The following is a 14,509-nucleotide window of genomic DNA, read 5'->3' as shown; positions in this document are numbered from 1 at the left end:
ACGTCCGTACCCGAGCGAAGGGCCGGTCCATCAGCTCGTGGCTGCGCCGGATCGGTCTCCCGGCACCCGGCAGCCCCGGGGCCGGACACCGGAGGGAGCCCGGGCCGCCGGGGCGTCGCTGACGTGCCGGTCACGCGGACGTCGGTCAGGGGCGGTCCAGGATCTTCGTGAGGGTCTGGTGGAGTGTCGCCGCGGGGTCCGGTGACGTGCCTTCGGAGCGCCAGGCGACGAAACCGTCGGGGCGGATCAGTACCGCGCCGTCCGGGGTGACGCCGTGGGCCTCCGCCCAGTCCGTGTCGCTCGCCGGGGAGAGCTCCGCGTCGGGGCCGTCGCCGATGCGGTACGAGTCGAGCGGCACCGACAGTTCTCGGCCGACGCGCGCCGCCGCGTCGTGCCATCCGCCGGCGCCGTCCGCGGAACTCAGGAGCACCAGGGACCGCTCGTACAGGTCGAGGGTGGAAACGCGGGTGCCGGCGCGGTTGAGCCAGACGTGGGGCGCCCTGCTCCCGGGGTCGCCCGTCAACCGCAGTCCGTCGGAGACGATCGGCTGCGTCGGGTCGGCGCCCAGGACCGCGCCCCGCGGGTAGCGGTAGCCGAGGACCTCGTTGAGGATGCCGCCCTTCCTTCCCTTGGGGGCGCCGGATCCGGGGTCGGGGGTGTACCCGGGGTGGCTGTGCTCGACCGACCGCGCCGAAGCCCGGGCGCTCGTCGTCTCCGCCACCGGCCGGCGCTCGGCGTCGTAGGAGGCGAGCAGGCCGGGGCCGGCCCAGCCGCCCAGTACGGCGGCGAGCTTCCACGCGAGGTTGTGCGCGTCCTGGATACCGGTGTTGGAGCCGAACGCGCCGGTGGGCGGCATCTCGTGGGCGGAGTCCCCGACGAGGAACACCCTGCCGTCCCCGTACCGTTCGGCGATCCTCTCGGCAGCGTGCCAGGGGGCTTTGCCGGTGATCTCCACGTCGAGGTCCGGCACCCCCACGGCCCGCCTGATGTGATCCCTGCACCGCTCCTCGGTGAACTCCTCCAGCGTCTCGCCGTCCTCGGGGTGCCAGGGAGCGTGGAACACCCAGCGCTCGGCGTTGTCGACCGGCAGCAGGGCCCCGTCGGCCTCCGGGTTCGTCAGGTAGCAGACGATGAAGTGCCGGTCGCCGACGACGTCCGCGAGGCCGCGGGAGCGGAAGGTGACGCTCACGTTGTGGAACAGGTCGCCCGGCCCGTTCTGCCGGATGCCGAGCCGTTCGCGGACCGGGCTGCGCGGGCCGTCCGCCGCGACGAGGTAGTCCGCGCGGATGAGGGTGTGCTCACCGGTGTCGCGGCTCTTGACCTGCGCGGTCACCCCTTCCGCGTCGTGCTCGAAGGACATCAGCTCCGTCGAGAACCGCAGGTCTCCGCCGAGTTCCCCGGCGCGCTTCAGCAGCACCGGTTCGAGGTCGTTCTGGCTGCACAGGCACCAGCTGGCCGGGCTGAAGCGGGCGAGCCCGCCGCCGGGGTCGATCTCCCTGAACAGCCACTCGCCGTCCTCGCCCACCAGGCTCGGTGCCTGCAGGATGCCGTTGTTGCGCGCCAGGACCGTCGCGGCCTCCTGGATGGGCTCCGCGACCCCGGCGCTGCGGAACAGTTCCATCGTGCGCGCGTTGTTGCCGCGGCCGCGCGGGTGGATCGAGGTGCCCGCATGGCGCTCGACCAGGATGTGCGGCACTCCGAGACGTCCCAGGAACAGCGAGGTGGACAGGCCCACCAGCGAGCCGCCGACGATGAGGACGGGCGTGCGGTGACCAGCTGCTTCGCCGGCCAGTTCGAATCTGTTCATTCTTCGTCTCCGGCGTCACCTGCGACGCGAGTCGGGGATGGGATGCAGATTCATTCCCTTCGAGGGCGGGTCCGCGTGCCGGGGGCACCCGGTTGACGCGTGGTTCACTCGTCCGCCCCATGGGGCTCGCGCGCTGTCCGCGCTCCTGTCAACGATCAGCACATGACGACCCCGGCCTCCCGGTCACGCAGGTCGTCCCCGCCCCCCCACTTGAGAAGAGAAGAGGTGTGCCGGATGGCCCCCTCGGGACGCATCTCGCAGTCGGCGTTCGACGGCTCCAGGCTGCGGGTGATCCTCCTGCTCGACCTGTACGAAGGCGCTCAGCAGCAGTTCCTGGACGCGTACGAACTCATGCGCAAGCAGGTCGCCTCCGTACCCGGTCACATCAGTGACCAGCTCTGCCAGTCCATCGAGAACCCCTCGCAGTGGCTCATCACCAGCGAGTGGGAGAGCGCTCCGCCGTTCCTCGCCTGGGTGAACAGCGAGGAGCACGTGGAGACCGTCAAGCCGATGCACAGCTGTGTCCGGGACACCCGTTCGATGCGCTACAGCATCGTCCGGGAGACCAATCCCGGTCAGCCGGCCTCGCGGGCCTCGGCAGCGGCGGGCGTGCAGGTGGCCGCCCGCGTCGGCGAAGGTGTGGCACGCCACGCCCTCACTTTCACCGTCAAGCCGGGCTCGGAGTCGAAGGTCGCCGAGCTCCTGGCCGGGTACGAGTCGCCCCGGGCCCAGGTCGACGAGACCACACGGCTGCGCCGTACGTCCCTCTTCATGCACGGCAACCGCGTGGTGCGGGCCGTGGAGGTGGAGGGCGACCTCCTCGCGGCACTGCGGCACGTCGCCCGTCAGCCCGAGGTGCGAGCGGTCGAGGAGGCCATCAACCCGTACCTGGAGCAGGACCGGGACCTGACCGACCCCGAGTCGGCCCGCCTGTTCTTCACCCGCGCGGCGCTCCCGGCCGTCCAGCACGTGGTGTCCGATCGGCCGGCACCGGCCGACCTTCGGCGGCACGCGCTGTACTACCCGGCCAAGGAGGGCTGCGGGACGGAGCTCGCCCGGCTGCTCGCCCAGCAGGACCAGGCCGCGGCGGACGACCCGGACAGCCCGGTGTACGGCAGCACCGTGTTCCAGCGCGACGACATCGTGGTGCGCCTCGTCGACCTGACGGGCGAACCCGACCTCGACCCCGTCGCCTCCCTCGGGCTCAAGGGCGCCGGGAAGGCCGCGGAGCTCGAGCGTCTCCTCGACGGCGCGGCGATCGGCGTCGAGGGCTCCCTGGACACGGAGCGCAACATCAACCGGCTCCTGTCACACGCCGACATGCTGCCCGTCACCGACCGTACGGCGGCTTCCTGACGGACAGTCGCGGCCCCGCCGCGGTCGCTCCCCCCAGCACGTCACTGCCACATCCGGAGGTATGAACCATGCTCAAGCAGCGTCCACGCATCGTGAACCTGAGCGAGACGGAACCCAACCGCAGGCGGGGAGGTGACCTGCGGGCCATGCTCACGCCGGCCACCGTCGGTGCCACCAGCGGCTTCATGGGCCTGGCCATCGTCCAGCCGGGCGAGCGCATCGGCGAGCACTACCACCCGTACTCCGAGGAGTTCGTGTACGTCGTCTCGGGTGCGCTGGAGGTGGACCTGGACGGCGAGACGCACTCCCTCCGGCCCGATCAGGGGCTCCTGATCCCGATCGACGTGCGGCACCGCTTCCGCAACGTGGGCGACGTGGAGGCCCGGATGGTCTTCCACCTGGGTCCGCTCGCCCCCCGGCCGAGCCTCGGCCACGTCGACACGGAGGACACCGACGAGGCCGAGCTCGCCGCCGCGGGCCCGCACCTGACCGTGCACGATCCGGGACAGGCGCGCGAGCGAAGCGGGGCCGTCGAGTGACCCGGCGAGTGGCTGTCACCGGCATAGGTGTGGTCGCTCCGGGCGGCACCGGAGCGAAGGCGTTCTGGGACCTCCTCGCCGCCGGCCGCACCGCGACCCGTGGCATCACCCTGTTCGACCCGGTCGGGCTGCGGTCCCGCATCGCCGCCGAGTGCGACTTCGACCCGGCGGACCACGGACTGGACCCGGACCTGAGCCGCCACGCCGACCGGTACATCCAGTTCGCCGTCGTCGCCGCCGGGGAAGCCGTACGCGACTCCGGACTCGACACCGGTACGGAGGACCCCTGGCGCGTCGGCGTCTCCCTGGGCAGCGCCGTCGGCGGCACCACCCGTCTCGAACACGACTACGTCCTGGTCAGCGCGGGCGGGCAGCGGTGGGACGTGGACCACCGCGCGGCCGACCCCAAGCTGCACATGGCGTTCTCTCCGAGCACGCTCGCGTCCGTCGTGGCCGAGCAGTTCGGGGCCCGCGGCCCGGTGCAGACCGTCTCCACGGGATGCACCTCCGGTCTCGACGCGGTCGGCTACGCCTTCCACACCATCGAGGAGGGCCGGGCGGACGTCTGCATCGCGGGCGCGTCGGACTCGCCGATATCCCCGATCACCATGGCCTGCTTCGACGCCATCAAGGCCACCTCGCCCGACAACGACGACCCGGAGCACGCCTCCAGGCCCTTCGACAACAACCGCAACGGTTTCGTCATGGGCGAGGGCGCGGCCGTCCTGGTCCTGGAGGAGTACGAGCACGCAAGGGCCCGCGGTGCGCACATCTACTGCGAGATCGGCGGCTACGCCACCTTCGGGAACGCCTACCACATGACCGGTCTGACCGGCGAGGGACTGGAGATGTCCCGGGCGATCGACTCCACGCTCGACCAGGCCCGGCTCGACCCCACGCTGATCGACTACGTCAACGCGCACGGCTCGGGCACCCGGCAGAACGACCGGCACGAGACCGCCGCCGTGAAGCGGTCCCTGGGGGCGCACGCGTACGACACGCCCATGAGTTCCATCAAGTCCATGGTGGGGCACTCGCTGGGCGCGATCGGCGCCATCGAGGTCGCCGCCTGCGTGCTGGCGCTGAAGCACCAGGTGGTCCCGCCGACGGCGAACTACGAGACCCCCGACCCCGAGTGCGACCTGGACTACGTGCCGCGCACCGCCCGTCCCCGGAAGCTCAGGAACGTGCTCTCCGTGGGCAGCGGATTCGGCGGCTTCCAGTCCGCGGTCCTCCTGACGGGGCCGGGCGGGAGGAAACGATGAGCACTGAACGTCCCCGGCGCCCGGTCGTCACCGGCATCGGTGTGATCGCCCCCAACGGCTTGCGTGCCGACGCGTACTGGAAGTCCGTCCGGGAAGGGCTCGGCGTCCTGGACCGGATCACCCGTGAGGGCTGCCAGGACCTGCCGCTCAAGGTGGCGGGCGAGGTCCGGGGCTTCGACGCCTCCGCCCTGATCGAGGACAGGTTCCTCGTCCAGACCGACCGGTTCAGCCATTACGCGATGGCCGCGGCCCAGCTCGCCCTCGACGACGCCGGCCTCGCCGGTGACGCCCAGGAGGATCCCTTCTCCATCGGCGTGGTCACCGCCGCGGGGTCCGGCGGCGGTGAGTTCGGTCAGCGAGAGCTGCAGAAGCTGTGGGGACAGGGCTCCAAGTTCGTCGGCCCGTACCAGTCCATCGCCTGGTTCTACGCCGCGAGCACCGGCCAGATCTCCATCCGCAGCGGGTTCAAGGGACCGTGCGGTGTGGTCGCGAGCGACGAGGCGGGCGGCCTGGACGGCCTCGCCCACGCCGCCCGGGCCGTACGGCGCGGGACCGGCGCGGTGGTCGTCGGAGCCGCGGAGGCGCCCCTCGCCCCGTACTCGATGGTGTGCCAGCTCGGATACCCGGAGCTGAGCACCGTCGAGGACCCGGACCGCGCCTACCGGCCCTTCACCGCGGCGGCCTGCGGCTTCGTCCCCGCGGAGGGCGGCGCGATGCTCGTCGTGGAGGACGAGTCCCGTGCCCGCGACCGGGGAGCGGCCGTCCGGGCCGTCGTGGCCGGCCACGGCGCCACGTTCACCGGCGCCTCCCGGTGGGAGGAGTCCCGGGAGGGACTCGCCCGCGCGATCCGCGTCGCCCTCGACGAGGCCGACTGCGCGCCCGAGGAGATCGACGTCGTGTTCGCCGACGCCCTGGGCGTACCGGACGCGGACCGGGCCGAGGCGCTGGCCATCGCCGACGCCCTCGGGGCGCACGCCGCCCGCGTACCCGTCACGGCGCCCAAGACGGGCATCGGCCGGGCCTACTGCGGGGCGCCCGTCCTGGACACCGCCGCCGCGGTCTTCGCGATGGAACACGGCGTGGTCCCCCCCACCCCCAACGTGTTCGACATCTGCCACGACCTCGATCTGGTGATGTCCCGCGCTCGCCCCGCCGAGCTGCGCACGGCCCTCGTCCTCAGCCGGGGACTCATGGGATCCAACGCGGCGCTGGTCGTGCGCCGCGGCGACGACTCCGCCCGGTAGGACCGGGCGGGAAGGAGAAGAGACATGATCACCACCGCAGTGACCTTCGACGAACTCGCCACGCTGATGAAGCAGGCGGCAGGTGTCAACGTCGACGCCCGGGACCTGGAGAAGGCGCCGGACGCGCCGTTCACCACCCTCGGCCTCGACTCGCTCGGCCTGCTCGGGATCGTCGGCGAGCTGGAGAACCGGTACGGCGTGGCGCTGCCCACCGACGCCGAGCGCTGCAAGACGCCCGCCGAGTTCCTCGGGCTCGTCAACGGCGCCCTCAAGACGGGAGTCTGACGTGTCCGGCCACACCGACAACAGCATCGTCATCGACGCGCCGTTCGACCTCGTCTGGGACATCACCAACGACATCGAGAACTGGCCCGACCTCTTCAGCGAGTACGCCTCCCTCGAGGTGCTCTCGCGCGAGGGCGACTCCACCACCTTCCGTCTGACCATGCACCCGGACGAGTCCGGGAAGGTCTGGAGCTGGGTGTCGGAGCGCACCGTCGACCGCCCCGGCCGGACCGTCCGCGCCCACCGTGTCGAGACCGGCCCGTTCGACCACATGAACATCCGGTGGGAGTACGAGGAGACGCCGGCCGGCGTCCACATGCGCTGGGTGCAGGACTTCGCGATGAAGCCCGACGCTCCGGTCGACGACGACTGGATGACCGACAACATCAACCGCAACTCCCGCACGCAGATGGCTCTCATCCGGGACCGCATCGAGCAGGTCGCCCGCGACCGCCGGGGCGCCTCGGTCCTGCCCGGCTGACCGCGACCCGTCGCGCGCGGCCCCGCATCCGCACACCAGGAAGGACGCTCGATGCACCACGCTCTGATCGTCGCCCGCATGGCGCCCGATTCGGCGCCGGCGATCGCCGACGTGTTCGCCGCCTCCGATCGTGGCGAACTCCCGCACCTGGTCGGCGTCACCCGGCGTCGCCTGTTCCAGTTCGGCGACGTGTACCTGCACCTCATCGAGTCGGAGCAGGACCCGGCGCCGGCCATCGCGAAGCTGACCGGCCACCCCGAGTTCCGGGACGCCAGCGAGAAGCTGTCGGCGTACGTCAGCGCGTACGACCCGAAGACGTGGCGGAGCCCCAAGGACGCCATGGCGCAGTGCTTCTACCGCTGGGAGCGCGACGGGGGTTCCTGATCTCCCGGCAGTGAAACCCGAGGCCGCCCGCCCCGCGAACGACGCGGAGCGGGCGGCCTCGGGTTTCCCTCGTCCGTTCCCGTCAGACGGGAACGGTGCACTCGAAGGCGTGGAGGTACGCGTTGACCGGACGGATCTCGCCGATGACGAGGCCCGCGTCGGTCAGCCGGTCGACCATGCTCTGCCGGGTGTGCTTCGCACCGCCGACGTTGAGGAGCAGCAGCAGGTCCATGGCGGTCGTGAACCTCATCGAAGGCGTGTCGTCGACGAGGTTCTCGATCACGACGACCCGGGCGCCGGGGCGCGCGGCCTTGCGGACGTTGGCGAGCGCCCTGCGGGTGCTGTCGTCGTCCCACTCCAGGATGTTCTTGATGATGTACACATCCGCCTGGACCGGGATGTCCTCGCGGCAGTCGCCGGCCACGACACGGACCCGTGGGCCGAGCGCGCCGCCGTCCCGCAGGCGCGGGTCGGCGTTCTCCACCACGCCCGGCAGGTCCAGCAGCGTGCCGTGCAGCGAGGGGTGCTTCTCCAGCAGGCTCGCCAGAACGTGTCCCTGGCCGCCTCCGATGTCCGCGACGGAGGACACGTCCCCGAGGTCGAGGAGGTCCGCGACGTCCCGCGCCGACTGCTGACTCGACGTCGTCATGGCCCGGTTGAAGACGTGGGCGGACTCGGGTGCCTCTTCGTTGAGATAGGCGAAGAACTCCCGGTCGTACACGTCCTCGAAGACGTTGCGCCCGGAGCGCACGGCCTCGTCGAGCTTCGGCCAGACGTCCCATGTCCACGGCTCGGTGCACCAGAGCGCGATGTACCGCAGGCTGTGCGGATCGTCCTCGCGCAGCAGCCGGGACATCTCCGTGTGGGCGAAGGTGCCGTCGGGGCGTTCGGTGAAGACCCCTTGGCAGGCCAGCGCGCGCAGCAGTCGGCGCAGTGTCCGCGGCTGGGTCTTCACCGCCGCCGCCAGGTCCTCGACGGTCATGGGCGTGTCGTCGAGGGCGTCGGCCACGCCCAGGCGGGCGGCCGCGCGTACCGCGGCGGCGCACGCCGCTCCGAATACGAGCTCCCTCAGCCGCATGGGCGGCGGGGGAGCCGGATCTGCCGTTGTCACCGGGTCAACCGTTGTCACCGGATCTACCGTTGTCATCTGTTGCCTCGTCCTTGCTGGGGTGCCGTGGGCGGCGGCGGGAAGCCCGATGGGTCAGCACATTCCGGCAGGCTCCGAGAGCGTGCACCTGTTGCGGGTGAACGTGTTGCCCTGACCGGTGTCCCGGTTGGCCAGGTCGGCGCTGCCGTTGCGGAGCACCACATTGTCGCGGATCTCGTTCCGCTCGTTCAGGGCGCCCACGAAGCTCTTGAACAGCACGATGCCGCCCGAGAGCGGGGAGGTGCCCACGTTGTCGACGACCCTGTTCTGCTCCACGAGCGTGTCCTCAGTACCGGTGAGGACGATGCCCGAGCCCTGCAGGAAGGGCAGGCGGGGGGTCTTCGGGCAGTGCTTGTTGTTGGCGTGGATGTTGTTCCAGCGCAGGGTCATCGCCCCGGCGCGCGGCTTGGACTCGTCACCCACGACGAACACGGCGGCGCAGTTCCCGGTCGCCGCGTTGAGTTCGACGGTCACGTTCCGCAGGCGTCGCACCGTGATGCCGATCCGGTTGCCGGTCAGGAGGTTGTGCGAGATCCTCGTCCCCTTGGCGTCCGTGGCTCCGTTCTCCCTGTCGATGGTGTTGGCCACGAACAGTCCGGCGTCGCCGTTGTCCCGGGCGCTGTTGTGGCTGAACACACCGCGCACGGATCTCTCCTGGGCGATGCCCCACTTCCCGTTCTTCTCGGCGAGCACCTTCTGGACCTTGAGCCGGTCGGTCCAGGACGACCACAGGCCGTTGTTGGTGAAGCCCCTGAGCGTCAGCGAGCTCACGGTGACGCCCTCCACGGGGCGGCTCTCGGTGCCGATCACGCAGACGCCGTGACCGGCCTTGGCGCACGCGTCGGTGGCGGTGGCGTCACCGGGCACGAGGACGGTGGTTCCGAGGCCCGAGCCTCGCAGGGTCAGGTTCGATGTGGTGATGCGGACGCTCTGACGGTAGGTGCCGGGAGACAGGAGGATGGTGTCCCCCGGCTTCGCGGCGTCCACGGCTTTCTGGATCGATTCGCCGGGCTGCACCCGGTGCGCCGTCCGGTTCTCGGCCGCCGGGGCGGCTGCGCCCAGACCCGAGGTCACGAGCGCCACGGTGCATGCCAGGTAGGCGATCTGTCGTTTGGTCATGTGTCGAAGCTATGAGCGCGTCTTCCGGCCTGCCACCGCTGATCCTCCAGGCGGACCTAGACATACCTCCCTGCGGTCCACGCGATGGGCGTGGCGCGCGGGTCCTCAGTGGAAGCGGCGCTCGGCCGTGGATCATGGGGCCGCCGGGGGCGCCCCTTCGGTGCGGCGGGCAGGGAAGGGTCTCGGATGCGTAAGTGGTGGCCTCTGGCGGCGATCTGTCTGGGCACCTTCATGCTGCTGGTGGACGTCACGATCGTGACCGTGGCGCTGCCCGACATCGCGGCGGACCTCGGCACCACGCTCTCCGACGTGCAGTGGGTGGTCGACATCTACGCGCTGGCCCTGGCGTCGCTGCTGCTCGGTGTCGGCTCCCGCGCCGATCGGATCGGCCGCAGGAAGGTGTACCTCGCCGGGCTGATCGTCTTCACGGCGGCGTCGGTGGTGTGCGCGGTCGCACCGAGCGCGGGGGTGCTGATCGGCGCCCGGGCGGTGCAGGGCCTGGGCGCCGCCGGGATGTTCGGTACGACGATCGCCCTGCTCGGCATGCATTACAGCGGGCGCGAGCGGGGGGTGGCCTTCGCCGTGTGGGGCGCCACCAACTCGGTCGCCGCGGCGGCCGGGCCGCTGGTCGGCGGGCTGCTCACCCAGTACCTGGACTGGCGCTGGATCTTCTTCGTCAACCTGCCGGTCTGCCTGATCGCCGTCGTGATGACGCTGCGCTCGGTGCGCGAGGCGAAGGGCCTGGGCCGGCAGCGTGCGGACGTACTCGGCATGGTCACCTTCACAGTGGCCGGCGGGGCCCTCACGTTCGGCCTGATCCGGGCCCACTCCGACGGCTGGGCGGCGCCCTTCACGCTCGGCCTGTTCGCGGCGGCGGCCGTCGCGCTGGCCCTGTTCGTCGTGGTCGAGACCAGGCACGAGCATCCCATCCTCGACCTGTCGCTGTTCCGCAGGCCGTCGTTCACCGGCCTCATGGTCGGAGCCCTGTTCCTGCAGGGCGCCGCGTTCGCCTCTCTGCTGTACGAGTCGCTCTGGATGCAGTCCGTCCTGGGGTACGAGCCCGTCCAGGCGGGCCTGTACATCCTGCCGATGTGCGCGGCCGCGTTCGTCGCCTCGGCGCTCGCGGGCCGCTTCGGGCCCTGGCCGCCCCGGGTGTCCATCGCGGGAGGGCTGGCGCTCATCGCCCTGGGCGCCGGCATGCAGTCCACGCTCGACGCGGGCTCGTCGGGAAGCAGCCTCGTGGCGGGGCTCGTCGTCGCCGGACTGGGGGTCGGGCTCGTGACGCCGAGCCTGTCGGCGGCGGCTCTGGCCACGGTGCCGCCGGAGCGCGGCGGCATGGCGGGCGGTGCGGTCAACACCTTCCGCCAGTTGGGCTTCGCCTTGGGGATCGCCGTGTACGGCGTGATCTTCCAGTCGCGGATCGAGAGCGTGCTGCGGGCCGACGGCGGTGTCCCGGACCCGCACGGGACGGCCGTCTCTCTCAGCGGCGGACAGGCCCGGTCGGTCGTCGCCGCCTGGCCGGAAGGGGGACGCGCCGAGATGGCGCACCTGGTGCGGGAGGCGTTCGCGTCCGGGCTGAACGCCATGCTGATCGCGGCGGCGGCGCTGGGTGCTGTGGCCTCGCTGCTCGTCGTCGCGACGGTACGCGTCCCGACGGCCGGCGCCGAACGGCGGAAGCCGGAGTCGGGCCCGAGCCCCCACGGACGGGAGACGGCGGCGGACGCCGCCCGGTAGCGGGGCGGGGCCGGAAGCGGGGCGGGTGCCGGTAGCGGGGCGGGGGCCGGAGGCCGGGCGTGGGCCGGAAGCGGGGCGGGTGCCGGTAGCGGGGCGGGGGCCGGAAGCCGGGCAGGTGCCGACGGTACGGAAGCCGGGCGAGTGCCGGCGGTACGGAAGCCGGGCGAGTGCCGGAAGCCGGGCGGATGCCGGCGGCGCGGATGTCGGCAGCGGGGCGCGGGTCGGACGGGGGGACGCGGGCGGAGGAGGCGCGGGGCGGACGGGGCGCAGGTCAGACGGAGGCGGGTCAGACGGGACGCGGGTCAGACCTCGATATAGGCGACGACGACCACGGTCTTGAGGGCGGTGACGAAGTACAGGACCCGGACCCGTTCGACGTCGTCGGCGTACTGGAGGAGCTGGGGCCCCGTGGTGTCACCGGGGATCGGCTCGCCGATGCCCGGGTCGACGGAGATGACGACGAGGGCGCGGTCCAGTGCGTGGAACTCGGCCTCGTCGGTGATCGCCTCCAGCTGCTTGGCGGCGGCCTCGGAGAAGGCGATACGGGCGCGGCGGCGGTCGTGCTGCGGGGGCATCAGGCGACGGCCGAGCGCTGTGCCACGAGGCGGGCCAGGTGCGACTCGCGCAGGGTCTCCCACGGGGTGCACTCGTCGACGTCGGGCAGACCGTGGGTGGCGAGGTCCTCGAGGACGGCGGCGAACTGGTCGGCCTGGGCGCGCGTGCGGGCCGCGTAGGCGCGTACGGCGTCGGCGGCCGCCGGGTCCAGCTGTCGCCGGGAGGTGACCGGCTGCTCGCTCATGGAGGCCTCCGTGGGTGCGGGGACGGGTCTGCCGCACCCACGGTATCGCCAGGCCCGCGGGCCCGGAGCCACTCCGGGTGAACCCGTCCGTCGGCGGGGGGTGTCGACGGTGTGCGGGTTGCTTTCGCACACCGTCGCGAGGTCGCCCCGTACCGGCCCCGGGCTCGGCCGATGTGCGGTCAGGCCAGGAAGCGGATGCGGGCCGTGGTCGATCGGCCCGGCTGCAGTTTGATCGGGGCGTCGGTGTGGTTGCCCCATGCGAGGTCCGGGTAGTTGATGCGTGCGCTCACGATCAGGTCCAGTGGGAAAATTCTGAGGTCGGCGGGCCCGGCAGCATGAGGGGGCGGACCGCTACCCATGGCAGGCCCTCGCCCCCTCCCCCGCCCTGGCCGCGTCGCCACTCACCGGACGTAGGCAGGATCCCCACTGGCCTCGGCCGAGCGTGCTGGATCCTTTTGCCTTCCCGGCAAGGCTCGCATCCCGACGACACCCTCTCGGCAGGGCGAGCGAGGTGCGGCACGCCATGCCGAACGGCCCGCACCCCTGCCTGGTGCGGGCCGTTCGGTTGCTTACGGGCTCGCCGGAACGGGGGGATCGGCGAGCCCGCAAACAGGATGAGCGGTCCCATGCGCTCATCACCCGCCTGCCCGCGATTTCACCTTCCACACGGGGCGGGGTAACTGCTTTTCCGGCAGAGCACGCGACGGCTCTGCGCAGTACGGTGCGGGCCCCGGCGAAACGGGCAAGCTCACCATCGCCTACGCAGCCGGACCCGCCTCGCCGCCCGTCTTCATCTGCGCCCGCAGATGACCTGACTCAGCAGCCAGGCCCATCGGGACGGAAACACCTCGTCAGGTTTCTTCGGGATCGCAGCACGGCTGACAACACACCTACGCCGAGGTGGCCCACCGTTTCGGCGGCGAAGCCCTCCTCCACAGCCATCTACCGACTCTCGAACTGGTCGACATGCTGGCCGGGCAGTACGAGGCCATGGATCCAGCGGATGCACGCTACGCGGGTCTCGCGTACGCGTTCGAGGTGCTGGCGCAGCCGTACGCCGAGCACACTGCCTACCGGCAGGAGTGCTGTCGTTCTTCCTCACATACGAGAGTCCGATGAAAATGGGCACACCAGTCCGCTCGGTGAGCGGCAGTTGCTGCCAGGTGCAGCGCGACGTGGCTACCTAGACGTCCGCACCTCCCGGTCGCATGCGCTGCCGCGCGCTATTCGGCCAGGTTCGATGGCTTTGTGCCATTCGCCGGCAACCTGCCTCCAACATCACCAAGGTGCCGCTACACAAGAAGACTGGCGGCACCACCCAGCCGTCTGCGGTGTGAAAGCCGGTCGGCGGGAGGTCGGGGTGGTTGGTGACCATCAACGTGGCGGTGCTGCTCGCAGTCGTCGTGATCTGGCGGCTTCGGCGGCGCACGGAGGCTCGCAGCCGCTTCGACGAGAAGCTGACCGTCGTCATCGTCCTGGCACTGGGAGTCCTGCTCGCTCCCACCCCGGTCGGTCAGGGGATCTTGAACATTCTGGGGCAGTTCACGAGCGGCGTCACTCAGGCCAGCCGATGAGCCTCCGCCCACACGCCGTCCGTACCGCGGCCGCCGGCGCGCACTGTGGCTCACGGCCCCGGGGGGCGGCGGAGTGATGGCGGCACGTCGACGGCGCCGACGCTTGAAGAAGCAGACCCGCAGGCGGCTGCAGGTCTGGGGCGCGGTGGCGGCGCTGGCCGCAGCGGTGTGGGTCGCTGCGAACTGGTCGACGGTGTGGCCCGTCCTGGTGACGGTGCTCACCGCGGCGGCGCTGGGCGGGGCCGGCTGGGCGCTGCTGCGGGCGCACCGCCAGGCGGTCAGCCGGGATCACGTGTGGCGGGCCCAGGAAGAGGCCCGGGCGCGCGAGTTGTCCATGACTCAGGTCGACGCCCTGACCTGGCAGGAATTCGAGACGTACATCGCGGAGCTGTGCCGGCGGGACGGCTGCAGAAACGTCGTCGTCAGCGGCAAGAGCGGCGACCTGGGCGCGGACGTCGTCGGCTACCTGGCCGACGGCCGGAAGCTGGTCGTGCAGTGCAAGAAGTACGCGGCGCACCGGAGCGTGTCCTCCCAGGACATGCAGAAGTTCGTCGGCACCGCCCGTCTCGAGCACGGCGCAGACGTCGCCCTGTTCGTCACCACGTGCCGCGCGTTCACGAGAGGCGCGCTGGGCCTGGCACTGCGCCAGGACATTGTGGCCCTGCACCGCGACCTGCTGGGGTCCTGGGTCAAGGGCGCTCACCTGGAGAGCCTGATCCCGCTGAACGGCAGCGGCGGCGGCACCAGGCGGCGCCCCTCTGCCTGACCGCGACAC

At 71.5% G+C, this 14,509-nt stretch carries 15 protein-coding genes; 10 read left to right on the top strand and 5 right to left on the bottom strand.

Translation table 11 applies throughout. The annotated features are described in order from the left end of the window. Positions 1-145: 145 nt before the first annotated feature. Entirely contained in the window at positions 146-1,807 is a 1,662-nt protein-coding gene (locus AMK29_RS19120) for an FAD-dependent oxidoreductase (protein ID WP_073814424.1), read from the bottom strand. 234 nt (positions 1,808-2,041) lie between these two features. Here AMK29_RS19120 and AMK29_RS19115 point away from each other — a divergent pair, with 234 nt between their 5' ends. From AMK29_RS19115 to AMK29_RS19085, 7 genes are all read left to right on the top strand, one after another. Further along, on the top strand, positions 2,042-3,163 hold the full coding sequence (locus tag AMK29_RS19115; RefSeq protein ID WP_073814422.1) for a SchA/CurD-like domain-containing protein: 1,122 nt from the start codon (positions 2,042-2,044) through the stop codon (positions 3,161-3,163). Positions 3,164-3,231: 68 nt separating this feature from the next. Next, complete coding sequence (locus tag AMK29_RS19110; RefSeq protein ID WP_073814420.1) at positions 3,232-3,702, top strand: cupin domain-containing protein; 471 nt, start codon at positions 3,232-3,234, stop codon at positions 3,700-3,702. Then, a complete protein-coding gene (locus AMK29_RS19105) occupies positions 3,699-4,967 on the top strand; it encodes a beta-ketoacyl-[acyl-carrier-protein] synthase family protein (protein ID WP_073814418.1) in 1,269 nt (422 codons plus the stop codon). The genes AMK29_RS19110 and AMK29_RS19105 overlap by 4 nt, the downstream gene beginning before the upstream one ends. Continuing rightward, the gene (locus AMK29_RS19100; RefSeq protein WP_073814416.1) at positions 4,964-6,211 is read left to right on the top strand and encodes a ketosynthase chain-length factor; all 1,248 of its coding nucleotides are present in this window, start codon (positions 4,964-4,966) and stop codon (positions 6,209-6,211) included. The genes AMK29_RS19105 and AMK29_RS19100 overlap by 4 nt, the downstream gene beginning before the upstream one ends. Before the next feature lie 24 nt (positions 6,212-6,235). After that, positions 6,236-6,496 (top strand): phosphopantetheine-binding protein, encoded by a 261-nt coding sequence (locus AMK29_RS19095; RefSeq protein ID WP_073814414.1) that lies wholly within the window; start codon positions 6,236-6,238, stop codon positions 6,494-6,496. A 1-nt stretch (position 6,497) separates the two neighbouring features. Further along, positions 6,498-6,977, top strand: a complete 480-nt coding sequence (locus tag AMK29_RS19090; RefSeq protein WP_073814413.1) for an SRPBCC family protein — start codon at positions 6,498-6,500, stop codon at positions 6,975-6,977. 51 nt (positions 6,978-7,028) lie between these two features. Further along, positions 7,029-7,361: a TcmI family type II polyketide cyclase gene (locus tag AMK29_RS19085; RefSeq protein WP_073814411.1), complete on the top strand. Its 333-nt coding sequence runs from the start codon at positions 7,029-7,031 to the stop codon at positions 7,359-7,361. An 82-nt stretch (positions 7,362-7,443) separates the two neighbouring features. On the opposite strand, the gene AMK29_RS19080 is transcribed toward AMK29_RS19085, so the two are convergent. Beyond that, entirely contained in the window at positions 7,444-8,472 is a 1,029-nt protein-coding gene (locus AMK29_RS19080) for a methyltransferase (protein WP_073814410.1), read from the bottom strand. Positions 8,473-8,562: 90 nt separating this feature from the next. Next, on the bottom strand, positions 8,563-9,627 hold the full coding sequence (locus AMK29_RS19075) for a right-handed parallel beta-helix repeat-containing protein (protein ID WP_073814408.1): 1,065 nt from the start codon (positions 9,625-9,627) through the stop codon (positions 8,563-8,565). A 186-nt stretch (positions 9,628-9,813) separates the two neighbouring features. Between AMK29_RS19075 and AMK29_RS19070 the strand changes: the two genes are divergently transcribed. Continuing rightward, the gene (locus tag AMK29_RS19070) at positions 9,814-11,361 is read left to right on the top strand and encodes an MFS transporter (RefSeq protein ID WP_073814406.1); all 1,548 of its coding nucleotides are present in this window, start codon (positions 9,814-9,816) and stop codon (positions 11,359-11,361) included. A gap of 302 nt (positions 11,362-11,663) precedes the next feature. Here AMK29_RS19070 and AMK29_RS19065 read toward each other — a convergent pair whose 3' ends face one another. Both AMK29_RS19065 and AMK29_RS19060 read right to left on the bottom strand, forming a co-directional pair. Further along, positions 11,664-11,936 carry a hypothetical protein gene (locus AMK29_RS19065; protein WP_073814404.1) on the bottom strand — a complete coding sequence of 91 codons (273 nt, stop codon included), beginning with the start codon at positions 11,934-11,936 and terminating at the stop codon, positions 11,664-11,666. Then, entirely contained in the window at positions 11,936-12,160 is a 225-nt protein-coding gene (locus tag AMK29_RS19060) for a hypothetical protein (protein ID WP_073814397.1), read from the bottom strand. Before AMK29_RS19060 ends, AMK29_RS19065 begins: the two co-directional genes overlap by 1 nt. Positions 12,161-13,524: 1,364 nt before the next feature. On the opposite strand from AMK29_RS19060, the gene AMK29_RS19050 reads away from it, so the two are divergent. Together AMK29_RS19050 and AMK29_RS19045 are read left to right on the top strand one after the other, a co-directional pair. After that, on the top strand, positions 13,525-13,734 hold the full coding sequence (locus tag AMK29_RS19050) for a hypothetical protein (protein WP_073814394.1): 210 nt from the start codon (positions 13,525-13,527) through the stop codon (positions 13,732-13,734). 76 nt (positions 13,735-13,810) lie between these two features. Beyond that, a complete protein-coding gene (locus AMK29_RS19045; RefSeq protein ID WP_079196965.1) occupies positions 13,811-14,500 on the top strand; it encodes a restriction endonuclease in 690 nt (229 codons plus the stop codon). Positions 14,501-14,509: the final 9 nt, after the last annotated feature.

This window comes from Streptomyces sp. CB02261 (assembly GCF_001905665.1).
Taxonomy (GTDB): domain Bacteria; phylum Actinomycetota; class Actinomycetes; order Streptomycetales; family Streptomycetaceae; genus Streptomyces.
Note: the sequence above shows the minus strand (reverse complement) of the source record. Positions and strands in the feature narration are given on the sequence as shown.

Bases quoted from the DNA above. Each gene is read 5' to 3' on its own strand.
- AMK29_RS19120 (WP_073814424.1), bottom strand. From the start codon at position 1,807: ATGAACAGATTCGAACTGGCCGGCGAAGCAGCTGGTCACCGCACGCCC.
- AMK29_RS19115 (WP_073814422.1), top strand. From the start codon at position 2,042: ATGGCCCCCTCGGGACGCATCTCGCAGTCGGCGTTCGACGGCTCCAGG.
- AMK29_RS19110 (WP_073814420.1), top strand. From the start codon at position 3,232: ATGCTCAAGCAGCGTCCACGCATCGTGAACCTGAGCGAGACGGAACCC.
- AMK29_RS19100 (WP_073814416.1), top strand. From the start codon at position 4,964: ATGAGCACTGAACGTCCCCGGCGCCCGGTCGTCACCGGCATCGGTGTG.
- AMK29_RS19095 (WP_073814414.1), top strand. From the start codon at position 6,236: ATGATCACCACCGCAGTGACCTTCGACGAACTCGCCACGCTGATGAAG.
- AMK29_RS19085 (WP_073814411.1), top strand. From the start codon at position 7,029: ATGCACCACGCTCTGATCGTCGCCCGCATGGCGCCCGATTCGGCGCCG.
- AMK29_RS19075 (WP_073814408.1), bottom strand. From the start codon at position 9,627: ATGACCAAACGACAGATCGCCTACCTGGCATGCACCGTGGCGCTCGTG.
- AMK29_RS19070 (WP_073814406.1), top strand. From the start codon at position 9,814: ATGCGTAAGTGGTGGCCTCTGGCGGCGATCTGTCTGGGCACCTTCATG.
- AMK29_RS19065 (WP_073814404.1), bottom strand. From the start codon at position 11,936: ATGCCCCCGCAGCACGACCGCCGCCGCGCCCGTATCGCCTTCTCCGAG.
- AMK29_RS19060 (WP_073814397.1), bottom strand. From the start codon at position 12,160: ATGAGCGAGCAGCCGGTCACCTCCCGGCGACAGCTGGACCCGGCGGCC.
- AMK29_RS19045 (WP_079196965.1), top strand. From the start codon at position 13,811: ATGGCGGCACGTCGACGGCGCCGACGCTTGAAGAAGCAGACCCGCAGG.